This is a genomic window from Allocoleopsis franciscana PCC 7113, from assembly GCF_000317515.1.
In the GTDB taxonomy this organism is placed as follows: Bacteria; Cyanobacteriota; Cyanobacteriia; order Cyanobacteriales; family Coleofasciculaceae; genus Allocoleopsis; species Allocoleopsis franciscana.
The window spans coordinates 3,192,738-3,215,758 of the sequence record NC_019738.1; the positions used below are offsets into that span (position 1 = coordinate 3,192,738).

Consider the following 23,021-nt stretch of genomic DNA (forward strand, 5'->3'; position numbering starts at 1 on the left):
GTAAAGAATCTGCAAAAATTGACCGAACAAAAACCCCTGATGAGGAGGCAGTTGAGTGGGGCTTCATGCCTAACTCTCCAATCCGATGTTGATGAATCGCTCATTGCATTCTGGTTCAACAGTGTCTCGTTAGGATTCTACCTTTGACGTTTGACGTTTAATTTTCACATTTCTAATTTATGAATCGCTTCTTACGCTTCCCGTCTCTAGTCACTCTAGTTGCCCGGATTGCTGCGGTGGCGATCGCCATCGGGTGTCTATTATGGATCGTCCCTGTTTTAGCTCAATCTCAGGATAAAGAGCCTCCATCTGCTGCCATTGTTCTGGATGGACGGCGACTTTTGGAAGTGAGTCAATCTGGACGATATAGCGCCCAGGAACGAGCCGATGACGCCAATCGCGTCCTGCAACAAAAAGTTAAAAATGCTGAACCGCGAGTCCCGGTGACGATCGATGAAAGTCAAAATTTACCGATTATTAAAATAGATGGCGCTCACTTGCTGACGGTTACCCCTGAAGATGCACCCCCTGGACGTTCAGCGAAGGAGCAAGCTGCCATTTGGGCGGGAAGTTTAGAGCAGGCGATTAAGGAAGCACAAGAACAACGGAGTTTTGCCTATATCCGCAATGCTATTGTGCTCTCGGTGGGGTCAATTTTCTTTGCAATCGCTTGCAGTTATGCCTTGGGTTGGATTTGGCATCGCTGGCTACAGCCAAGGCTTCCTACGGAGATGACCAATTCAGAAGATACTCATCCGCGCCTGAATGCAGAGCTTGGCGTACAAATTATCCTCGCTGGCATCCGCCTCGCGCTGTTGGCTTTTACAGTTCTTTACATCACGGATTTATTTCCCCACACACGGGACTTGAGCCGCAAGATTACCCAGACTCTGGTTGGGAGTGTCGTCTCGAAGCTGATTCCTCTAGGAAACACATCCTATTCCGTTTTAGATGTATTCATTCTGGTTGGGCTATTTACAGGTGTCGTGCTGCTGGCGGGAACAACCAAAAAGCTACTGCGATCGCGTGTTTTACGGTTTACTGGCTTAAATCGCGCCGCTCAGGAAACCGTCGCTCAAGTCGCAACCTATGGTCTGATTTTCCTCGGCACGATTGTCGTGCTGCAACTGTGGGGATTGGACTTAAGTTCTCTCACCATCGTCGCTAGCGTCGTGGGTGTGGGGATTGGTTTGGGATTGCAGGGAATTGCCAAGGAATTTATCAGTGGGTTGGTACTGATTTTTGAGCGTCCGATTCGAGTGGGAGACTTTGTCAATGTCGGTGAATTGATGGGAACGGTAGAACGCATCAGCGTTCGCAGCACGGAACTTCGGACTCTTGATGAACTCTCAATCATCATTCCCAATTCCCGCTTTCTCGAAGCCGAAGTCATCAACTGGACTCATCACAGTCCTGTATCACGGTTAAAAGTACCCGTGGGTGTCGCTTATGGCTCAAACCTGACTGTAGTTCGCAGCGCTTTGATTGATGCCGCCAAAGAACATGCGGATGTACTCGCTGAACCGACTCCCAGAGTTTTCTTTAAGGGATTTGGCGATAACTCGCTCAATTTTGAGTTGTTAATTTGGATTTCCGAACCCCGTCAGCAGTTCCGCATTAAGAGTGATATTTACTTTCGGATTGAGGCGATTCTGCGCCATCGTAACGTTGAAATTCCCTTTCCTCAGCGAGATTTACACGTCCGTTCTGGCAGCTTGCCCTTGGAAGTCCCTCCCCAGTTAGCAGAATCCTTCGCCCTGCTCTCTCACAATTTGGCTAAGTGGCTAGAATATCAGTCAACGATCGGAAGTCAGGATCATCGTAACCGTAACGGTACACCGGATACAGAACAGTTTCGCAACCGTCAGTAGTGGTTTGTGGATCAGCGATTAACTTTGATCAAAATATTGTGACATCAATTCCTGAATGCGGCTGTAATCGGGTATCCAATAACTGATATGGTTCCGCCCCAGGCTATTAGCCTCACCGGGTACCGTTAACATTTGTACGTTTGAGCGGTCTATTTTGACGGAAAAACCCACCAGCGCCAGTAATTCCTCGACGCTTAAATTGCTGTCTAAATTCGATTGAACCACCGAGAGGATTTGGGGAAATCGGGTCACCGTTACAGGATTGAGCGCCTGTTCCATCAACGCACGCATCACCAGATGCTGTCGCTCAATCCGACCAATATCTCCTAACCCATCCTGACGAAAGCGCAGCAATTGTAGGGTCTGATCTCCATTGAGGTGCTGTTTTCCTTTCTTCAGGTTGATATACAGGTGTTGAGCGTCATCTTTGTACTTCATGTCCTTAGGCACATCAACCATAACGCCCCCTAAAGCATCTACCAGTTTTTCCACACCCTCAACGTTCACGCGCAGATAGCGGTCAATTTGCACCCCATCGAGCAACTGACTGACTAATTTAGCGCTAGCGGCTGGGCCACCGTTAATATTGGACGCATTAATCTTAATCACACCGACCCCATCCATCTCCACACGGGTATCGCGAGGAATTGAGAGCACGGTCATTTTTTCAGTTTTGGGGTCAAACCGGACTAAAAGCATTACATCCGATAAACCGTCGAAAGAGTTAACCTGCGCCTGATAACTCAGATTTTGGGCATCGGTAGGAGGATTGCGAACGTCAGTGGTCAAAACGCTCATTCCCATCACTAAAACATTGACGGGTCGGGTCAACTCTGGCAATCGTAAATTGCTACGGGTTAGGCTGCCAGTTTTACTAAAAATTGCTGCTTCGTCTTGAGTCAAATGCTTTTGCAGCAAAGGTGTTAAGGAAAACGATACGGCTAACAGGGCACCGACTGTCGCTGACAACATTGCCACTCCACTGAAGCCACATCCGAGCCAGAACCAATTTCGTGCATGAGGGGCTGTTGACACTTTAGAGTTTTTATGGTCAATTTTCTGACTGGTCACTGATTTCCTTACACAAAAACGAGCAGTTGGGTCTTAATCCTGTATTCCCTAAGTTGGGATGGGGATGCCGACGAAGGTTGATGAAGTACGAGTGAGGACGCCCAGCGTCCTACTTTACTATTCCATGACTTCCCTAACTGAGCAGGAAGTAATAGTAGTTCTCTCGTGAGACAGCTCGAATCGTTCGCTTTTGGACGAAATTAGCCTCAGATCTTGCACCGATCAATCTTTAGAGGCCGATTGATCCGATCAATGATGACGTTGAGCCATCGCATTTATACAATACCTGCCCCAAGGTCTGTAAAGTTATTAAACATTTTCTTGCTCCACAAAAGTAAATTTTGTAGTGTTAGATACAGAAATAATCTTATCTTTTCGTATTTCACGTGGGACTTGCCTGAGCCAAGCTAAACGTGACAGCCAGATTCCCCTAGACTTTGTCTCTTCGCTGGCTCGCTGACGTTGCGCTCACGGGCAAAGCTGCCCGCCCCATCAGAAGATAATTTAAGGAAAAACCGTGATGAAGCTCGATTGTTATCAACCAGAAGTGAGACTACCGCAGCGCTTGTATCCACAGTATTGGTCTAGCAAGCCTGAAGTGAACACCATAGAGTCAGAATGCCCATCTTCAACTTGGGTGAAACTTCAAGAATGCCCTAGTCCCTATAGCCATGACGAAGCGTTGCTATTGTGTCAGCACTCGGACACTGAATGGATGGCTTGGGTTCCAGACTATGGCGAAATAGTCCTCCATCAGTCTCAATTTAGCGAAATTGAATGAAGTGGCTTGTGAGTGAGTCTAAGTGTGAAAACGGTCTTGTCTGTGGCACAAGACCGTTCTTAGTAACATTAAGCATTGGTCATAATTCTTACACCTTGGGTGTCCAGCGAGAGCGATCGCACTTGGGCGGCAATTCCCTCTTCCTGCCAAGCCGTTGTCATGGCGGTGGCAACCGTTGGGGCCGAGGCGGCATCAGCAACAGCCAAAAGGGTAGGACCGGCACCACTAATCACCATGCCATAAGCCCCAGCGGCTAAAGCGGCAGACTGGACAGCATCATAGCCGGGAATTAACGCCTTACGATAAGGTTGATGGATGCGATCGTGAAGAGCAACTTGCAACCAATCGCCTCGCCCCGTCTCCAATCCCCGCACCAGTAAACCCAGATGGGCGGTATTAAAAATCGCATCGGCACGGCTGTAATCAGATGGCAATACCCGACGCGCCTGTGCCGTAGAGAGTTCAAAATCGGGAATCGCCACCACCGGCACTAGATTGGAGTGCCAGGGAATGTCACAAATCTCCCATGCTTTCATCGCTTCTTTCCCCTCCACGGCAAGACAGCATCCTCCCAAAAACGCAGGGACGGCATTATCTGGGTGTCCTTCCATGGCGATCGCTAATTGCATCACTTCCATCTGATTCAGAGGTTCCCCTGCCAGTTGGTTAGCCGCAACTAACCCCGCCACAATTGCCGTGGCTGAACTTCCCAATCCCCGCGCCAGTGGCACACCCAGCTCAATTTCGATGGTTACAGGTGGGGGGGTTTGACTCAAGTGCTGGTAAAAATGGAGCAATGATTGGTAAACCAGGTTATTCTCATCCGTAATCACTCGCTCTTGTTCAGCACCTGTAACAGTAATTCGAGGTGTTGCACCACTCCCTGCATCGGCGGCATCGAGGCGGGTAAATTTGAATTGGTTATACAGTGTCAATGCTGCCCCAATACAGTCAAATCCTGGCCCCAGGTTAGAGGTAGTGGCGGGAACCGTAACGGAGACAGAAGAGACAAGGGACATAATTGATTCCAATCCGTAGAAGTCAGTCAACAATCCCTGAGAATACCATTATGTGGAATTAAAGTTGAGCAGGATTTGAGCCTCCAACTAGCCAGGAGTGCCCCATGCCAGAAAGACTGCCATCTGCCTCTTAGGAGTCTGGACTCACATCTTGGCTAGTGCCCTTAATGTGGCGTTCGTACCAATTAATCAAAGGTGTGGCACTAATCCCATGCAAAATGACGGAAATGACGACAATAATGTAAGTAATCCAAGCAAGCCGTTCTCCAATTTCTCCTTCTAAACCTTTACCAAATGCATAGGTTAAGTAATACAGAGAACCTACGCCACGAATTCCAAACCATCCAAATAGCCAACGGGTTGGGGGTGGGATGCGACTGCCTAGCATACTTATCCACACACCAATAGGTCGAATCACAAATAGCAATAAGCCAGCTACTAATAGGGCTTCACCCGCATACTTAATCATAGGGGCAACTAGCAGCAGAGAACCCAAAATCAAAATGGTTCCTACCTCTAGTAGCTTTTCAACTCGCTCCGTAAATTCCAATTGAGCAATGCGCTTTTTGGGGTTGTGGTAATAACTCGCTTGAACCGTTACTCCGGCTACAAAAACGGCAAGAAATCCATAACCGTTGACTAATTCGGTTAAGGAGTAAGTGAGTAAAATCGTACTGAGGGCAACAAAATCCTCCATCAAATTATCAACTTCTCGGAAGCGTTGGACTTGTTTGTCAACCCAGACAATTGCTTTGGCAACTAAAATTCCCATCACAATACCCGATGCAATTGCCCAAACCAAGTCCACCGCTACCCATTGTTTAAACCAATTGTCCCAGTTGCTATCTTTGAGCCAATAAATCCCGAAATAGACAAAGGGGAACGCCAACGCATCATTTAAACCCCCTTCGGAAGTCAGTCCAAATCGCAATTCATCCTGATCCTTAACATTGGCAAGCTGTACTTCGGAAGCTAAGACAGGGTCAGTGGGTGCTAGAATTGCTCCCAGCAAAACAGCGGCTCCCCAGTCGAAACCCATTAGCCAATGACAGAAGGCAGCAATGGCGAAAATCGAAATCGGCATCAAAAAGCCAATTAGCCGCGCTGTCGTCTGCCATGCCCATAGCTTGAAGGGGCGATTCATCTTGAGACCACAGCCAAAGACTGAGATAATTACCACTAACTCTGTGAGACGTTCCAAAAATTCAGCATCCGGGCGTAATTGAATCAGTTTAACGCCGTAGGGGCCGAGGAAAATTCCCACAACCAGGTAGATGAGAGCGTAGGACAAAGGTAAACGAGAAATCCAACCAGAACCTAAAGTGACGCCAAGCAACAGTAAGCCAATTACAAGCAGATCGAGAATGTAAATATTCACAAGTGTGGGAGGGAAACTCAGAAACCGCAGGGCTAATTTCCTGAGCGTTGATGGGTATTCTCTTGTGAGCTTATCGCCTGGGCTTTTCACTCTACATCAGCTTACAGTTAGATTTCTTAACAATATGTTTTGGTATAGGCTGCAACTTTTTGCTGACGCAGTCGTTTGGACGGTAAGACGAACTGACGGTAATACTGAAAGAGTGTATTTCTCTTTCTCAAAACTAAGTAGCGGCTGCTAGCTTAGTATTCTTTCGTGGAGATGCTGAATGTGGGTCGTTAATGTTATTTTAATTCTGACGGCGATCGCTGTTATGGGTTGGCTGCTTTGGAGCTATGGCGGGGAACTAAATAAAGCCCTAGGTATTTTCTGTACGGGAGGTCAATCAGTCCTGTTTGCCCTGGGCGTTCTCCTGGTTGAAGCCCTAAAAGCTGCGGTTATTTCTGCTGTTGTTGGTGCGGCGTCTTATGGTATTTTTTATGTCGCACGTGCTCCACAATCTACTACGAAATCAGCCGCGATTAGTGTTGCGGCTTTTGCCTTTACCTTGCTTATGCTCAAAGCTTTATGGGAAAACTTGAATAACTTGCGCTGGAGTATCCGCAACGAAATTCGCAATCGCTATCGCAGGCGGTAATTCAATCCTTAAAAAGTTTGGAGGTTTTCCATCTGGATTGACGAAAGCCCCGTCCTCACTTCAGCCCCAGTCAGCAAGATCAGGGCGGGGCGGCTGTTCACTCAACCTTCTTCCTGTCTCTCCGTCGGGGTTCCTGGAGACGAATTAAATAAGGCGTCTAACCGTTCACGGGCGTCGTCAACAGACATGGAACGCATCACCAACAGCGGTTCATTGATGGGATTGCCGGTTTCATCTAATAGTTCCGGGTGTGGCACACTTTTATATCGAGAGCGAGAAGCCATCAGGGGCGATTGACCCCAATCTGTAGATGACGATCCTGGATGCGAATAACGGCGTTGAGAATCCATACTTACAGTGAATAGGCTGCGAAGTAAATTCCCAATCGCCAAAAACGCTATGACTGTAAAGGCGACAAGATAAAGCAGGTGTAACATAGTTTCGTCCTCCAAACTAAATAGTTTTCCTGTAAAGCTCTTGACTAGATAGTGGATAAGAAATGATTTTTTTAATCTGTAGTTAGTTCAGCTTATCACTGGTCAGCTAGATTTTTGCTCAATCCTGGGGATCAAGGTTGGCTCTCATCTGCAATATCCGTCGGGGCTGAGGTGAGGCGGCTAGCACGCCACTGCGTTCCCACTTGCCAGCACTCGCTCACCAACCGATGCCAGGGTACCAGTGTGGCAGTTTCAATCCCCACTTGACCATCAGTGGCTTGAAACAGCATCTGAGCGGTACTCACTTCCTGCTGAGCTGTTCTGACTCGTGCCAGGAGTTCGGATTGTTGCTCCTCACTCAAAAAAGGCAAATCTTCCGTTTCTAATAACGAGCGCGATCGCGAAAACCAATACTGGAAATCTTCTAATAGAGGTTGCAATACCGACTTCAGTAATTCCTGTTCGGATGGTTGAGATTGATGCATAAATTTAACAAAATTTTTCATGTAAATCTTATCTTAACGCTCTTTACATTTCTTTACAAGCTGAACAGATTTCTTGAGACTCCCAGTAAGCGCCATTGGAAAAGTAAGCTCTGTATCATAGAGGCAGAGAGAATTAATCATTTTTTTAAAGACAGAAAAGCTATTCAATGGAACAGTCATCCATGCCCAACATAGAAGCTCCAGAGCAGCCTGAAAAAATTCATCTGCCCCGCACCAGCGAATCCGAGTCCTTAAAAAAGATTCGCCACACAACCTCCCATATCATGGCGATGGCGGTGCAGAAGCTCTTTCCCAAGGCACAGGTGACGATCGGGCCTTGGATTGAGAATGGCTTTTATTACGACTTCGATATCCCAGAGTCGTTTACCGAGCAAGACCTGAAGGCGATCAAAAAAGAGATGATCAAAATCATCAATCGTAAGTTGCCGGTGATTCGGGAAGAAGTCAGTCGGGAGGAAGCTCAACGTCGCATTCAGGAAATTAATGAGCCTTACAAACTGGAAATCCTCGAAGGACTCCAAGAACCCATTACGATTTATCACTTAGGTGACCAATGGTGGGATTTATGTGCTGGCCCCCATCTGGAAAATACCCAAGAGTTGCACCCAAAAGCTTTTGACTTAGAAAGTGTGGCAGGTGCTTACTGGCGAGGCGATGCCACCAAAGCCCAGTTGCAGCGAATTTATGGCACTGCTTGGGAAACACCACAGCAATTAACAGAATATAAGCGCCGTAAAGAAGAGGCTCTCAAACGCGATCACCGTAAACTGGGTAAAGAACTGGGACTGTTTATCTTTTCCGATCAAGTGGGGCCGGGATTACCCCTGTGGACGCCCAAAGGGACGGTACTCCGCAGTCTTCTGGAAGACTTTTTGAAGCAAGAACAGCTCAAACGGGGCTATCAGCAAGTCGTAACCCCCCATATCGGCAGAGTTGATCTGTTTAAAACCTCTGGACACTGGCAAAAATACAAAGAAGACTTGTTCCCAATGATGGGAGAGTCGGAAGATGAGGGGTTTGTGCTCAAGGCGATGAATTGTCCCTTCCATATCCAAATTTATAAGAATGAGTTGCGCTCTTACCGAGAGCTGCCAATGCGCCTTGCGGAATTTGGTACGGTTTATCGCTATGAGCAATCGGGGGAACTAGGAGGCTTAACACGGGTACGAGGATTCACTCAGGATGACTCCCATTTGTTTGTCATGCCAGAACAGTTGGATGCGGAATTTTTGAGTGTGGTGGATTTAACCCTGTCCGTATTCAAAACGTTAAAATTGTCCAATTTTAGAGCGCGTTTAAGTTTCCGCGACCCCAATTCTGATAAATATATTGGCTCGGATGAGGCGTGGAGCAAGGCAGAAAATGCCATCCGTCGTGCTGTAGAAACCTTGGGAATGGAGCACTTTGAAGGCATCGGGGAAGCGGCTTTCTATGGGCCAAAACTCGATTTTATCTTCCGGGATGCTCTGGATCGCGAATGGCAACTGGGTACAGTTCAAGTGGATTACAACCTGCCAGAGCGCTTTGATTTAGAGTATGTTGCCGAAGATGGGACTCGCAAACGTCCTGTGATGATTCACCGTGCACCCTTTGGTTCACTGGAACGACTGATTGGGATTTTAATTGAGGAGTATGCCGGTGATTTCCCCTTCTGGTTAGCGCCGGTGCAGGTGCGAATTGTCCAAGTGAGTGATGCCTTTTTATCCTATGCCAAAGACGTGGTGAGCAAGATGCGAAGCGTGGGGATTCGTGCGGAAGTTGATACGAGTGGCGATCGCTTACCCAAACAAATTCGCAATGCAGAGAAGGAAAAAATTCCCGTCATGGCTGTTGTGGGTGAGAAGGAGGTAGAGTCTAATACCCTCAGTATTCGTGTCCGTGGTGCAGGGGGACAATCTAAAGATTTAGGCGCTATCTCTGTTGTCGAGGTGATGGAGAGAATGCAAGAGGCGATTGCGGCGCACAGCAACTTCTAAAGGAAAAGGAAACCCGTATTTTGCTTGTTTCTTTTGAGTTTTTTCCATGTCATCGTTCCCATTACTGAGTTCGATTACTGACTACAGGTAGAGGAAGCAAGAACTGGATAGTGAGTATTTTTGTAACGTACTGATGAATAGTACTATTGCTCCTTCTTGACCATTCACAAGCTCTAGCTCCGCGTGCTAGGGCTTTTTATGTGAGAATCTAAAAAAATATCACACTCAAGACATATACCGAAAGCCATATAGCACGTTCTATCCTCTGTTTGATGGCTCAAACTGTTTAACAGCTAAACATGCGGGTGGTAGAACAGCTAAAGACAAAAAAGCTCGTGGGTGATCGACGGCAAGCATTGGCTGTGGGTGTGGGGGTTGGTTTGTAGATAGAGTGGGACAAGCCAAAGCGTTGCCTAAGTTTGAACCGTCAGGATTGATGAATTGAGTATTTCCCAAATGAAGATTGAGTGGCTGGTGATCGCTTCTTATGGAAGGAGCGAGGAGAACCAAATATGTTGAAAGTAATCCGTTCCCAACCGCGTGCCTATGTGATCGCCTTCTTGGCTTGGGCGATCGCACTCGGACTGACTTGGGTGCTCGAACCCCTGATGTCACCGACTATTTTCGCCTTGTTTTACCCCGCCGTGATGGTTAGCTCTCTGTATGGAGGTTTGCCATCCGGACTGCTATCGATCCTGTTGGCGGCGTTAGCCACTAAATACTTTTTTCTGCCACCCTTATATTCCCTGGCTTTTACCAGCGCGAGTAACCTGTTCCGGTTTACGGTACTCCTACTGGTGGCGCTGATGATCAGTTTAGTGAGTACGGAGCTTCTCAGGGCAAAGCAACGCATGGAGCTGAGTTTGTCGAGACTACGCCGCAGCGAGGAGCAATACCGCCTGATTGTCGAGACAACCAACGAAGGCGTTTGGTTGGTTGATGAACAAGCCCGAACCACTTATGTTAACGCCCAGATGGCTCGGCTACTAGGCTACAGTATTCAAGACATGCTGGGACGTTCCGCCTTCGACTATATCTACGAGAAAGACAGGGCGGAAGCGGAACGTCTGATGGAGCGACGTAGACAGGGCATTTCTGAGGAACTTGAGTTTTGTCTGCGTTGCCAAGACGGCTCCCCCATCTGGGTCAACTGCAATGTAAACTCCATGCTCAGTGACAACGGTAAATGCTTTGCCATGCTGGCTATGGTGACTGATGTAACTGAGCGCAAGCGCACGGAAAAGCGCCAACGTGTACAGTATGCAGTGACTCGCATCCTAGCCGAAGCCACCACCCTGGCAGATGCCCTGCCCACCATCCTGCAATCTTTGTGTGAAAGTTTGGGATGGCAAGTGGGTATGATTTGGAGTCTAGACCGTCAAGGGAATTTGCTGCGTTTCGTCGAGAGTTGGCATACACCGACAATTAATGTAGAAGAGTTTACCCAAATCAATCAACAGGCGACATTTGCCCCTGGAATTGGCTTACCCGGTCGCATTTGGGCCAGTGGTCAACCGGCCTGGATTTCTCATCTCGTTGAAGATAATAACTTTCCTAGAGTCGAATTGGCGGCTAAAGCCGGATTACAGGGGGCATTAGGGTTTCCCATCCGGTTGGATCACGAAATTGTAGGGGTAATCGAGTGCTTCAGCGACACCGTGCAGGAGCCGGATCAAGACTTGCTTCAGATGATGATGAGTATTGGTAGCCAGATGGGTCAGTTTATGGAACGCAAACGTTCCGAGGAGGCACTCGCTGAAAACCAAGCATTATTTTTGAGCTTCATGAATAACATCCCTGGAACCGCCTTCATCAAAGACGAGCAGGGGCGTTATCTCTATACCAATCCGGTCGCAGAGAAACTGGTCAATTGTCCGCCACAGGCACTGGTCGGCAAGACCGATTTCGACATTTTGCCCACCGAAGTGGCACAGCAGGTACGAGAGAACGATCGGGCGGTTCTTGCCGCTGACGAACCCAAGGAAATCGTGGAAGCATTACCCCAGGAGGATGGCATACATTATTGGATGTCCTTGAGGTTTCCCTTCAAAGATGGCTCTGGAAAGCAGAGGCTTGCAGGCATGTCCTTTGACATCAGCGATCGCCAACGAGCCGAAGACCAGATTGGAACACTTAACAAAGATTTAAATCGCCGTGTTAATGAGCTGCAAACGTTGCTGGATGTGATTCCAATGGGGATTGGGATTGCCCTAAAGCCAGACTGTCGGGATATTCGGATGAACCCGGCTTTTGCTGAATGGTTGAAGTTACCGAGTTACACCAATGGCTCGACCAGCCAACCCAACGCCGAACAACTTCCCTATCGAGTGTACCGTCAAGGTCAAGAACTTCCTCCCCAAGAGCAACCAATCCAATATGCGGCAGCTCATGGTGTCATCGTTCGGAATGTAGAGATTGAGATTGTACATGATGACGGAAGAGTCTTGCATCTGTTGGCGAACGCGGCACCCTTGTTGGATGAAGAGGGGCAGGTGAGAGGATGCGTCGGAGCCTTTCTCGACATCAGCGAGCGCAAGCAAGCGGAAGAATCTCTACGTGCCAGTGAGAATCTGTATCGTACCTTAAGCGAAGCGGTACCAGACTTTATTTGGTCTTGCAATGCTCAAGGTCAACTCGACTTCGTCAACTCGCGCTGGTTAGAGTATGCGGGGATGACCGTTGAAGACATGAATACAGGGGGCTTCGAGCAGGTTTATCACCCAGAGGATTTATCAGGAGCAATGGAACAATGGAACCAAGCGATATACCAGGGAGAACCCTTTGAAACCGAGTCTCGATTTCGAGGCAAGGATGGGGTGTATCGATGGTTTATGGTTCGTGCCGTACCCCTGAAAGACGCACAAGGAAACATCCTCAAATGGATTGGCGTTACGACAGACATTCACGAGCGCAAACAAACCGAAGAGGCACTCAGCCAGAGTGAAGAGCGACTGCGCGTCGCCCTGAAGCACTCACCCATCAGTGTATTTAACCAAGACCGAGAGTTACGCTATACCTGGAAATATGGCTCCGATTTTGAGGACGAGGTTGAAGATATACTCGGTAAACGCGATATCGACTTACTCACTGGCGCTGACGCCGAGATTCTGACCCAAATCAAACGCCAAGTCCTGGAAACGGGCATGGGCACGCGTCAAGAGGTCAAGATTAGCCTACACGGGCAAGACTGGTATTATGACCTGACGGTGGAGCCTTTGCGGGATGCCAAGAACCAAATCATCGGCATCACTTGTGCCGCGATCGACATTTCCGAGCGCAAGCAGGCACAGATGAAACTGCAAAAGAGTGAAACCGTCCTCCATGCCTTTCTGGCCAGTTCGCCGGTCGGTCTGGCTTTTTTGGATCGCGACCTGCGTTACATTCATGCCAATCAGGCGCTTGCCGCCATTAACGGTATACCGTTGAGCGAACACTTGGGTCGCACCCTAGGGGACGTTCTGCCCCAATGGGCACCCCAACTGGCACCGATCTTGCACAGAGTAATGCAGACTCAAGAGCCTTTGTTAAACCAGGAGATCAGTGGCGAACTCAATCAACCTGGAGTACACCGACATTGTTTAGTAAGCTACTATCCTGTCTGTTTACCCGATGGTCAAGTCTTGGGTGTTGGTGTTACCTCCATGGATGTGACACAGAGCAAGCGGGTTGAGCAGGCATTGCGCGAGAGTGAGTCGCTGTTTCGTCGGATGGCAGATGGTGCTCCGGTATTTATCTGGATGTCCGGCTTGGATGGGCATTGTACCTATTTCAATCAGCCTTGGTTGGACTTTGTGGGGCAAACGTTGGAGGAGGCTGTAACCCTGGGCTGGCCTGATGGTATTCATCCTGATGATACAGAGTATTGTTTAGAAACTTATCTCTCGGCCTTTAACGCCCGCCAGCGTTTCCAGATCGAGTATCGCCACCGACGCCAAGATGGTGAATATCGTTGGCTGTTGGATGAGGGAGTGCCTTTATTTAATGAAGAGGGCAGATTTGCGGGTTACATTGGCTCTGGCATCGATATTACGGAGCGCCGGCAAACTGAAAAAGCACAGCATTATCTGGCAGAAGCGAGTCGCGTTCTTTCTAGTTCACTCGATTATCAAACGACTCTAGCAAGTATTGCCCAACTGACGGTTCCTGAGTTAGCGGACTGGTGTACTGTCCACTTAATTGCAGAAGATGGCTCCCTACAACCACTGGTAACGGCTCACGTCAATCCTGCCAAAATCGCCTGGGCGAACCAAAATAATCAAAAGTATCCTGTTGATCCTAATGACGTGCGTGGTGTAGCTCAGGTGTTACGCACAGGGCAATCGGAATTCTACCCTGATATTCCCGATCACCTGTTGGTGGAAGCCGCCCGTGATCAGGAACACTTGCAAATTCTCCGGGAGGTCGGCTTCAAGTCGGTGATGATTGTACCCTTGTTGACTCGTGGACGAACTGTAGGCACGATCTCTTTTGTGGCGGCTGAATCGGGTCGTCAATATGACTCAACGGATCTGGCACTAGCCGAAGAACTGGCGCGTCGTGCCGCTCTCGCCGTAGAAAATGCCCGACTCTATCAACAAGCGCAGCAGGCACGCCAAACGGCTGAACAAGCGGCTGATGTCACTGCACGTCTCCAATCCATCACCGCTGCGTTCTCAGAAGCCCTGACTCTGGATCAAGTCGCTGAAGTCGTTGTGAATCAAGGCATAGCGGCTCTGGGGGTGAGCGCTGGTTTTGTAGCACTGCTCACGGACAACGATACGTCTCTGGAAATTGTGAAAAGTGTCGGTTTGCCTGAACATGTTATAGAGGATTGGAAGTCTTTTTCGATTACTGCCCCCGTGCCCATGGCAGAACTGGCACGGACGGGGCAACCCATTTTCCTGGAGAATATTGCAGCTTGTCCCACCCAGTATCCGATTGTGGCTTGTGTCGCCAAGAGTACAGGATATCAAGCTTTCGCTTGCATCCCCTTGACGGTCGAGGGACGGACGTTAGGGGGAATGAGTTTTAGCTTTGCCTGTGCGACCTCTTTTAGTCCAGAAGACCGTGCCTTTATGTTGACATTAGGACACTTGTGTGGTCAGGCCATTGCCAGGGCACGCCTTTATGAAGCGGAGCAACGTGCTAGGACGGAGGCTGAAGCGGCGAATCGGATTAAGGATGAGTTTCTGGCGATTCTCTCCCATGAGTTGCGATCGCCCCTGAACCCCATTCTAGGCTGGACAAGGTTACTACGGTCACGCAAGTTTGATGAAAAAGCCACGGATCGAGCCTTGGAAATCATTGAGCGCAATGCTAAGTTACAAACCCAACTGATTGAAGATTTGTTGGATGTGTCTCGGATTTTGCGCGGTAAATTGGTCTTGAATGAGAGTCCCGTCAATTTGGTTTCCACCATTGAAGCGGCACTGGAAACGGTGCGATTAGCCGCCCAAACCAAGGAAATTCAAATTCAGACTGTGTTCGAGGCGAATGCGGGTCAGGTGTCAGGGGATGCCAATCGTTTACAGCAAGTAATTTGGAATCTGCTCTCCAACGCGATTAAGTTTACACCGTCCGGGGGACGGGTGGAGGTGCGCGTCGAGCAAGTTGGCTCACAGGTGCAAATCCATGTTCAGGATACAGGAAAAGGCATTAGTCCAGAGTTTTTGCCCTATGTCTTTGAGTACTTCCGTCAAGAGAACAGCAGCACTACCCGACAGTTTGGCGGACTAGGGTTAGGACTTGCGATCGTGCGCTATCTTACTGAGTTGCATGGTGGGTCTGTCCATGCTGAAAGTTTAGGAGAGGGGTTGGGGTCAACTTTTACGGTGACGCTGCCCTTGATGGGGACGCAGGCGGAAGTCATCCCAGAACCGATGCCATCACGGGGTGCGGCTGACCTTGATGGATTGCGGATCTTAATGGTGGATGATGAAACCGATATCCGAGAGTTAGTGGCTTTTATTTTACAGCAGTCGGGGGCTGAAGTGACGGTTGCAGCATCTGCCGAAGAGGCTCTTGCTGCCTTAAATCAATCTGTGCCCGATGTCTTGCTCTCGGATATTGGGATGCCAGATCTCGATGGCTATATGCTGATGCGTCAGGTGAGGACGTTTTCCGCCCAACAGGGAGGGCAGATTCCGGCGATCGCGCTAACGGCCTATGCGGGAGAATATAATCAGCAGCAGGCATTGCAAGCTGGGTTTCAACTTCACATTTCTAAACCGGTGGAACCGGAAGAACTGGTTAGAGCGATCGCTCGTTTGGTGGGACGTGGTTAATGGCAGAATCTAGCTTCTTCCCCTTGATAGGACTTCATAGGGGAAGAGGGAATCTCGAATCTATTTGCATTAGAATGATTTTTTTAACGCAGAGGGCGCAGTGGGAGACGCAGAGGTACGCAGAGGTTTTTGAAGAATCCGATGCCAGTGGAAATGAGCTCAATGCTTGGAGATGCATCTAATACCAAGTTGCAGTCAAAGATAGTAGATAGGGAGACAAGGAAGACAAGGAAGACAAGGGGGAGAGAAAATACTGCGTTTGAACGCAACTTGGTATAAATCTCCCTTCAAAAGGGTAACTTTGAACCTGTTAACCTAACTTTCAATATCGTCTCTTAAGGACAGGTGGTTACATTTGTAAAGCTCTCGATCGCTGGCGCAAAATCGACGGTACCGGTGTTGTTCGTACTGACACTATCGCGATCGCTAACTTGGAAGGTTCCAGCATTTCGCTGTAACACGAAATTTGTGTTGCTGTTATTGCCATTGAGCCTGACGCAGAAGGTTTTAGTGGCGTTCATTACGGCATAGAAACCAGGAATCATGTTGTTTTGCAGGATGTTGAACTGAACATCAGCGCTAACCTGACTATCGCTATTGGCTTGCATAAAAATGCCCTGACCCGCACTATTACTCACAGTGTTTTTGTTAATGTTGATGTTCTGTTGAGCAATTCCATTGGCTTGGGTGAAAATGCCCTGACCTCCCTGACCTTGACTATCAACCGTTGTGCCGTTAATCGTGCTGTTGGTAATGGCAACTTGTTGAGTGCTATTGTTACTGGCTTGCACGAAAATGCCCTGTCCTGCACTGTTATTGACACTGGTGTTGTTGATGATGAATGTTTGTCGGGTGGTCGGTTCTGTGAGTTGGCTTGAAGCGGAAACGAAAATCCCCTGTCCTGCACTGTTACTGACTTGAGTACCCTCAATATTAAAGTTCTGCTGTGCGCCGCCATTGGCTTGGGTGAAAATGCCCTGTCCTCCGTTACCTTTGCTGTCAACCGTTGTGCCGTTAATCGTGCTGTTGGTAATGGCAAATTGCTGCGTGCTGTTGGTAATGGCAAATTGCTGCGTGCTATTGCCATTGGCCTGAAAGAATACGCCCTGACCTTTGCTATTAGTGACACTGTTGCCATTGAGGTTAACGGTTTGTTGGCTGGTGGGTTCCTCTGCTGTGCTAGAGGTGGAAAAGAACATACCCTGACCCGCACTATCACTGACTTGCGTGCTGTTCACCGTCAACTGCTGCTGTGCACCGCCATTGGTTTGAGCAAATAGTCCTTGCCCCCCTTCGCCTTTGCTGTCAAGCGCTGTGCTTTTAATCGTGCCATTTGCGATCGCAACAATTTGTTGACTATTGTTATTCGCCTGTAAAAAGACAGCCTGACCCGCACTATTACTCACATTGGTGCCGTTGAGGGTAATATTCTGTCGGCTTTGGGGTTCTGAAGCTTGGCTAGAGGTGGAGAAGAAGACACCTTGACCCGCACTGTTGCTGACTTGGCTGTTGTCAACGGTTATTTGCTGCTGTGCACCGCTATTGGCTTGGGCGAACAAACCTTGTCCTCCTTCACCTTTGCTATCGCGAGTCGTACCGTTAATCGTGCCATTAGCGATCGCAAATTGCTGTTGGCTATTGTTATTCGCCTGAAGGAAAACACCCTGACCCGTGCTATTGCTTACACTCGTGCCATTCAGGGTAACAGTTTGTCGGCTTTGGGGTTCATCCACTTTGCTAAACGCGGAAACAAAAATGCCTTGCCCCGCACTCTCACTGACTTTGGTGCTGTCAAGTTGTACCGTTTGTTGTGCGCCGCTATTGGCTTGGGCGAACAGTCCTTGTCCCCCCTCACCTTTGCTGTCACGGGTTGTGCCGTTAATGGTGCCGTTAGCGATCGCAACATCCTGTCGGCTATTGTTATTCCCTTGCAGGAAAATACCCTGACTGATGCTATTACTTACACTCGTACCAGTGAGAGTAACATTTTGTCGGCTTTGGGGTTCATCCACTTTGCTAAATGCAGAAACAAAAATCCCCTGATTGGCACTGTCACTAACTTGAGTATTCTCAAGTTTCACAGTTTGTTGGGCACCGCTATTAGCCTGGGCGAATAGTCCCTGTCCTCCCTCACCTTGGCTGTCAACCGTTGTACGGCTAATCGTGCTATTAGCGATCGCAACATTTTGCCGGCTATTGTTATTGGTCTGAAGGAAAATGCCCTGACCAACGCTATTGCTTACCGTGTTACTGTTGGCGGTGAATTTCTGTTGAGCATTCTCAGAGGCTTGGACGAAAATCCCCTGGCGACCACTATCACTAATTGTGTTGCTATTGACATTTAATTCTTGTTGTGTATTGCCAGAAGCGGAAACAAAAATACCCCCAAGACGGCTTCCTGTGACGGTATTGTTGGCAATTAAACTGGTGCCAGCGACATCGGTGAGGTTAATTCCCTGTTCGCTGGGATTGGTGATGCGGTTGTCTCGAACCGTGACATTTTGGATACTGATGCCTTGGATGGCGCTACCCGTTGCATTGGTAATTGCAAATCCTGACAGCGTTGTATTATTCCCCAAAGTGACAGTTCCATTCACCACAGGAAACCCCCCACTCCCCGACAACGGCAACTGTAAAGTACTGAATCCTACCGTATCAATCCTTTGCGCTACGGCGGTGGATAGCACAGATACACCATCCGGAATTTTGAACGCCTCAATTCCCGGATTTGTCCCAGCCTGCACATACACAATCTCACCCGACTGAGCCAGGTTCAGTCCATCCTGTACCGTCCCCGAAGGATTTTCAAACGTACCATCCCCCGCCCCTGTTCCCAAGGTGACGTGTCGAAACACAAAAGGGGCACCTGTCTTGGGATTGGTGGCAACAACGGTATCATTCTTGGCTTGCTCATCCACCGTAATCGCGGCCTTGCGTTCGACCGATTCTCCTAGGCGAGCCAGTACACTGGATTTATCTACACCACGAGGTCGGGTTCCTGGAACGTTGACTCCTAAACTCAGAACCACCTTGGTGTCGAAGGTTGGGTCATGTTGTATCGATAAACCCAATCTCAAGGTATCGGTAGGACGTGCTTCCAACCGTCCTCTGACGCCGAAACCGCTATCACTCCCCTGTGCGCTGTAGTAATATACCCCGGCGTAGCCTCGCAAGTCTCCGTCGCCGAGGCGTAGCAATCGTCCACCCGCTTCCACATCAACTCCAGCCATTGCCGCCTCAAACTGCGTCGTCCGATTCAAGAGCAAAAAGTTTTGCTGGAAGAAGGGATTGGATATGGATTCAGCCATCTTTTCACGGGTATTACCGATAGGAAGGTATCCATTGATTCGCAAATCCCAAGCGTCACTGAGTCGTTCAAAACCCCCACCGATTTGGTGAAACAGAGTGTTACCCGTGTCGCGGACATCATAAGAGAGGTAACCGCCCAGAATTTTGTTTTGATCTGAGCTATAAAATCGCTTCCCTAGTATTAGGTTAGTGCCAATATTGGAGTCAGTAAAAAAGAGTACTTTTCCTTCCAAGAAAGTGAGATTATTTCCCGGATTTTGTTGGATTGGGAAAAAGCCTTCCAGACTAAAAAATGGCTCTTGGTAACCAGCACCCGTGGTCGTAAAGCCTGCGCCGACGCGGGGGCGAATTTTTAGATCAGCCGCTTGACCACTTGATGAAGGTAATGGAGTGGTAGTTTCAGTATCACTCGTTTGTGCAACCACAGGAGAGGTTAATGTTTGAGAAAGCATTAACCCGACGCAGATCGCCTGTGCTGACTTTTTCATAAATTAAAGATGTCGTGGAGAGTACTCTGACTCCTACTACATCAATAGCTAACGTCATCAGGCTAAAGAGAGATGAAATCGGTAAAAAGATGGTGAAGTTTTGCCTGTATGATACAGCAAAGGCACGATATTATCGTGCCCCTACAAAAGATGGAATTTTACTCAATTGAAAACAACCAGAGTCGGGTGAGAGTGGCTCACCTTACCGATTGAATTCTAGTGTTGAAATTTTTGTTACTTAGGCGTTCCTGGACAATCGCGATTCGACACTTTTCCATTCCAGCCAATCGTCCTACACACGGTAACTTCGTCCCACTTGATGCCCTTAATTTTAGCGCCTCTTAGGTCAGCACCTGAAAAGTTGGCACCTTTGAAAATGGCATCAGAAAGGTCAGCGTCCCTTAAGTTGGCACCTGAAAAATTGGCACCTGAAAGATTAGCTTTTCTGAGTTGAGCTACAGTCATATTGGCACCACTCAGGTCGGCATTGGTCAAGTCGGCAGAGTCCAAAGTTGCATACTTTAGATCGGCATTTCTCAAGCTGGCACCGTCCATACTAGCGGCTCTGAAGGCGGCACCCCAAAGCGTTGCGCCCGTTAGCGTCGCACCCTCTAGGCTAGAATCGGTCAAGTTAGCACGGGTTAGGTCGGCATTGGTCAGATTAATATTCGATAGGTTGGAACGGGTCAAGTCGCTATGTTTCAGCATTCCCCCAGAAAAATCTGCACCGCTGAGGTTAATCCCTCGGAGGTTGCATCTCAGGCATGACCTGCTGGAGCGGAGAATGCTCAATTGGTAGGGGTTTTCAGCGTGAGTGGGTGTCCCCGTCGCCATCCATAAGGGAGCTAAAAGCAAACCAGTAATCAGAAGTTTGAGTTTCATGTTTTTAGATTGGGTCACTTACTTAATTCAGTCAGACTGGCACGAAATCGTCAGTGTTTCAATTAGTAGTCACCCTCAAATTTCTTCCTGGCAGGAAATACTCAACCCTCGTCCTGGTTTTTTGATCAAGTGGAGCCTGACAATATCCGGTTACGCACACTAACAGCCGTATCGGGAAAGTCGCTAAATAGGCCGTCAATGCCCAACTTGAAAAACTGCTCATATTCTGCCTCACTGTTTCCATTGTAGTCGGGAGCAAGATACTGCTGTTCATTCCGAAATGTCCAGGGATGCACCTTTAACCCAACGGCATGAGCATCGTCAATTAAAGAGGTAGGCGGTTGCAGCCGTTTTTTCTGATTCGTGGGTACAACTAACCTTTTATCGGGACCAATTGCATCAGCATATTGGGCAATCTTCGCTAATTCTTCCGGAGTGGTTAAATCAGCATAGGTGCGAGAGTCACCCTTCACCATCAAATCATACGGTTGCTGCTCACCGTGAGCCAGTAACTGTACCAAAGGTAAATGGGTCATCTGATTCAACTGTTTGAGGTTTTCTACTTCAAAGGATTGAATGAAGATGGGGTCGTGTTGGCTGGTGTAACCGTTGGCTTCTAGAAGCGCGACTAAAGGCTCTTCGAGTGAAAGATTGATGGATTTGAAGTAGGTAGGATGCTTCGTTTCTGGATAGATACCGATCGCACGTCCTGTCTCGGTACTGCTTTTTTTGACTAAATCAATTATCTCTTGTAGCGTTGGGATTTCCAAGTCACCATCGAAGGCACGATTCCGGAAAGGCAAGCGCTCTTTTGTTCGCAGCGTTTTAAGTTCTGCCAGGGTGAAATCTTCTGTGAACCAACCGATGACTTCTTGACCATCAATGATTTTAGTCGTTTTGCGGTTAGCAAACTCTCTCGCGTCGCTGACATTCGTTGTCTCAGAAATATCATTTTCATGACGAGCGACTAGGACACCGTCTTTGGTGGAGACGATATCGGGTTCAATATAGTCAGCTCCCATCTGAATCGCCAACTCATAGGACGCGAGGGTATGCTCTGGGCAGTAGCCACAGGCTCCTCGATGCCCAATCACAATGGGGAGTTTGCTGATATTAATAGGCATTTGAATGGGTTTTCTCGGTTGGTGTCGGAGGTGTCACTTGAGGAATGGGAAATCTTTCCGCTATGACCTATGACCCCAGACCCATAACCCAGAGGGATAAGAGTTACAATTGATTCACTCAGGATGCTTCACCATGAAAAGGTTTTTGCACGATCGCTCCCCCATTGTAAGCAATTGACCACTCGCCATTCACACTGAAACACAGATCTAGACCTAAGTTATGGGCTTTGACGGCATAGTAGCGATACCCAATCATCAAGGCATTGCGTAAGGCTTCGCTGAAACATTCAATCCGGAGGGCACGATATTGCAACAAAACTCCCAAGCTATTTCTTACTTTGTAAGTGTCGATGATGATGTCGCATGGCTTCATCGCTTCTCTGTGAAGCCCATCTAGGGAATCAAGCCATAATGCAATTACTCGATGGTCTAGTTGGGCTGTCAGGGTCTGATTATCCATAATTCGGAAAATGTCTTGGAGTGAAGAGCGTCAATTTTTTGTCATCTATCTAATGGATGATATTACAAAAAGTAGCCATTTGTCTCTAGAGAGGAGCTGACGGCATAAGGTATTGAGGATGTATCCTGAACCGAAGGAGCGAACTGTATCCTGCGCTTCAGGGAGGTTCAGTAATTTATAAAAACTTCATAAAGAATTTACAAAAACTTCATAAAAGTCTGCCCGCCTTACTCCCTGTTTTGGCGTCAAGTGGAAACAGAGGCAATGCCTTATTGTGTGGAAAATAATATCTCCATAGCTATCGGGTGAGGAACTCCAGGAAATTGACGAGATCGGACGGCTGGTTACTGACCATCTAGACAATAATCCGGTTATGTGGGGCTGGGATTCGTGAAAACAATTATGCTAGGGTATTTATCGAGCAATGGATTCGCCTGAAGGCCATGTTGTACCTTATTGACAGGCTTCTCACCGAATCAAAGTCCCCATTTGGCTTGTTGTTCTGCCCATTTCCTCCGATTAACACTCTTGTTAATCAAAAGATCGCTGTCAGTCTTGAATGTTGATAAGTAAGTAGATGACTCAGGTACTTGTTGGTCAAAACGAAGGTATTGATTCAGCATTGCGTCGATTTAAGCGTCAAGTCTCCAAAGCTGGGATTTTGACAGAAATCAGGCGGCATCGCCATTTTGAAACTCCCATTGAAAAACGTAAGCGCAAGGAAATTGCACGCCGGAAGAAGCGCTGGCGTTAGCTCGTTGATGGATTATGAAAACGGTTTTTGTTCCGTGCTGTGTTGGATATTGCTGCGGCAGGAGG

15 protein-coding genes are annotated in these 23,021 nt (G+C 48.3%); 6 read left to right on the forward strand and 9 right to left on the reverse strand.

The features are described from left to right. Positions 1-179: 179 nt before the first annotated feature. On the forward strand, positions 180-1,871 hold the full coding sequence (locus tag MIC7113_RS13420; protein WP_015182709.1) for a mechanosensitive ion channel family protein: 1,692 nt from the start codon (positions 180-182) through the stop codon (positions 1,869-1,871). Between the two features lie 18 nt (positions 1,872-1,889). Here the strand turns inward: MIC7113_RS13420 and MIC7113_RS13425 are convergent, their stop codons facing one another. Continuing rightward, positions 1,890-2,942 carry an LCP family protein gene (locus tag MIC7113_RS13425; protein WP_015182710.1) on the reverse strand — a complete coding sequence of 351 codons (1,053 nt, stop codon included), beginning with the start codon at positions 2,940-2,942 and terminating at the stop codon, positions 1,890-1,892. A 520-nt stretch (positions 2,943-3,462) separates the two neighbouring features. Here MIC7113_RS13425 and MIC7113_RS13430 point away from each other — a divergent pair. Beyond that, a complete protein-coding gene (locus MIC7113_RS13430) occupies positions 3,463-3,723 on the forward strand; it encodes a hypothetical protein (RefSeq protein ID WP_015182711.1) in 261 nt (86 codons plus the stop codon). Positions 3,724-3,791: 68 nt separating this feature from the next. Here MIC7113_RS13430 and thrB read toward each other — a convergent pair whose 3' ends face one another. Continuing rightward, complete coding sequence (gene thrB / locus MIC7113_RS13435; RefSeq protein WP_015182712.1) at positions 3,792-4,742, reverse strand: homoserine kinase; 951 nt, start codon at positions 4,740-4,742, stop codon at positions 3,792-3,794. Positions 4,743-4,872: 130 nt separating this feature from the next. Next, positions 4,873-6,120, reverse strand: coding sequence for a cation:proton antiporter (locus tag MIC7113_RS13440; protein ID WP_041780045.1), 1,248 nt, complete (start codon positions 6,118-6,120; stop codon positions 4,873-4,875). A gap of 268 nt (positions 6,121-6,388) precedes the next feature. Here MIC7113_RS13440 and MIC7113_RS13445 point away from each other — a divergent pair, with 268 nt between their 5' ends. After that, the gene (locus MIC7113_RS13445; RefSeq protein ID WP_015182714.1) at positions 6,389-6,757 is read left to right on the forward strand and encodes a hypothetical protein; all 369 of its coding nucleotides are present in this window, start codon (positions 6,389-6,391) and stop codon (positions 6,755-6,757) included. Positions 6,758-6,858: 101 nt separating this feature from the next. Here the strand turns inward: MIC7113_RS13445 and MIC7113_RS13450 are convergent, their stop codons facing one another. After that, on the reverse strand, positions 6,859-7,194 hold the full coding sequence (locus tag MIC7113_RS13450) for a DUF2973 domain-containing protein (RefSeq protein ID WP_015182715.1): 336 nt from the start codon (positions 7,192-7,194) through the stop codon (positions 6,859-6,861). 131 nt (positions 7,195-7,325) lie between these two features. Then, positions 7,326-7,679, reverse strand: coding sequence for a DUF2605 domain-containing protein (locus MIC7113_RS13455; RefSeq protein WP_041780795.1), 354 nt, complete (start codon positions 7,677-7,679; stop codon positions 7,326-7,328). 167 nt (positions 7,680-7,846) lie between these two features. On the opposite strand from MIC7113_RS13455, the gene thrS reads away from it, so the two are divergent. Then, positions 7,847-9,676, forward strand: a complete 1,830-nt coding sequence (gene thrS / locus MIC7113_RS13460; RefSeq protein ID WP_041780046.1) for a threonine--tRNA ligase — start codon at positions 7,847-7,849, stop codon at positions 9,674-9,676. 512 nt (positions 9,677-10,188) lie between these two features. Next, positions 10,189-15,939 carry a PAS domain S-box protein gene (locus tag MIC7113_RS35400; RefSeq protein WP_015182718.1) on the forward strand — a complete coding sequence of 1,917 codons (5,751 nt, stop codon included), beginning with the start codon at positions 10,189-10,191 and terminating at the stop codon, positions 15,937-15,939. Between the two features lie 335 nt (positions 15,940-16,274). On the opposite strand, the gene MIC7113_RS13475 is transcribed toward MIC7113_RS35400, so the two are convergent. The 4 genes from MIC7113_RS13475 to MIC7113_RS13490 all read right to left on the reverse strand — a co-directional run bounded on the left by MIC7113_RS13475 (position 16,275) and on the right by MIC7113_RS13490 (position 22,202). Further along, complete coding sequence (locus MIC7113_RS13475; protein ID WP_155897993.1) at positions 16,275-19,736, reverse strand: beta strand repeat-containing protein; 3,462 nt, start codon at positions 19,734-19,736, stop codon at positions 16,275-16,277. A gap of 234 nt (positions 19,737-19,970) precedes the next feature. After that, the gene (locus MIC7113_RS13480) at positions 19,971-20,618 is read right to left on the reverse strand and encodes a pentapeptide repeat-containing protein (protein WP_015182721.1); all 648 of its coding nucleotides are present in this window, start codon (positions 20,616-20,618) and stop codon (positions 19,971-19,973) included. 125 nt (positions 20,619-20,743) lie between these two features. Beyond that, positions 20,744-21,742 carry a glycerophosphodiester phosphodiesterase gene (locus tag MIC7113_RS13485; protein WP_015182722.1) on the reverse strand — a complete coding sequence of 333 codons (999 nt, stop codon included), beginning with the start codon at positions 21,740-21,742 and terminating at the stop codon, positions 20,744-20,746. A 118-nt stretch (positions 21,743-21,860) separates the two neighbouring features. Further along, positions 21,861-22,202, reverse strand: a complete 342-nt coding sequence (locus MIC7113_RS13490; protein WP_015182723.1) for a hypothetical protein — start codon at positions 22,200-22,202, stop codon at positions 21,861-21,863. A gap of 577 nt (positions 22,203-22,779) precedes the next feature. On the opposite strand from MIC7113_RS13490, the gene rpsU reads away from it, so the two are divergent. After that, positions 22,780-22,956, forward strand: coding sequence for a 30S ribosomal protein S21 (gene rpsU, locus MIC7113_RS13495; protein ID WP_015182724.1), 177 nt, complete (start codon positions 22,780-22,782; stop codon positions 22,954-22,956). Positions 22,957-23,021: the final 65 nt, after the last annotated feature.

Bases quoted from the DNA above. Each gene is read 5' to 3' on its own strand.
- MIC7113_RS13420 (WP_015182709.1), top strand. From the start codon at position 180: ATGAATCGCTTCTTACGCTTCCCGTCTCTAGTCACTCTAGTTGCCCGG.
- MIC7113_RS13430 (WP_015182711.1), top strand. From the start codon at position 3,463: ATGAAGCTCGATTGTTATCAACCAGAAGTGAGACTACCGCAGCGCTTG.
- thrB (WP_015182712.1), bottom strand. From the start codon at position 4,742: ATGTCCCTTGTCTCTTCTGTCTCCGTTACGGTTCCCGCCACTACCTCT.
- MIC7113_RS13445 (WP_015182714.1), top strand. From the start codon at position 6,389: ATGTGGGTCGTTAATGTTATTTTAATTCTGACGGCGATCGCTGTTATG.
- MIC7113_RS13450 (WP_015182715.1), bottom strand. From the start codon at position 7,194: ATGTTACACCTGCTTTATCTTGTCGCCTTTACAGTCATAGCGTTTTTG.
- MIC7113_RS13455 (WP_041780795.1), bottom strand. From the start codon at position 7,679: ATGCATCAATCTCAACCATCCGAACAGGAATTACTGAAGTCGGTATTG.
- thrS (WP_041780046.1), top strand. From the start codon at position 7,847: ATGGAACAGTCATCCATGCCCAACATAGAAGCTCCAGAGCAGCCTGAA.
- MIC7113_RS35400 (WP_015182718.1), top strand. From the start codon at position 10,189: ATGTTGAAAGTAATCCGTTCCCAACCGCGTGCCTATGTGATCGCCTTC.
- MIC7113_RS13475 (WP_155897993.1), bottom strand. From the start codon at position 19,736: ATGAAAAAGTCAGCACAGGCGATCTGCGTCGGGTTAATGCTTTCTCAA.
- MIC7113_RS13480 (WP_015182721.1), bottom strand. From the start codon at position 20,618: ATGAAACTCAAACTTCTGATTACTGGTTTGCTTTTAGCTCCCTTATGG.
- MIC7113_RS13485 (WP_015182722.1), bottom strand. From the start codon at position 21,742: ATGCCTATTAATATCAGCAAACTCCCCATTGTGATTGGGCATCGAGGA.
- MIC7113_RS13490 (WP_015182723.1), bottom strand. From the start codon at position 22,202: ATGGATAATCAGACCCTGACAGCCCAACTAGACCATCGAGTAATTGCA.
- rpsU (WP_015182724.1), top strand. From the start codon at position 22,780: ATGACTCAGGTACTTGTTGGTCAAAACGAAGGTATTGATTCAGCATTG.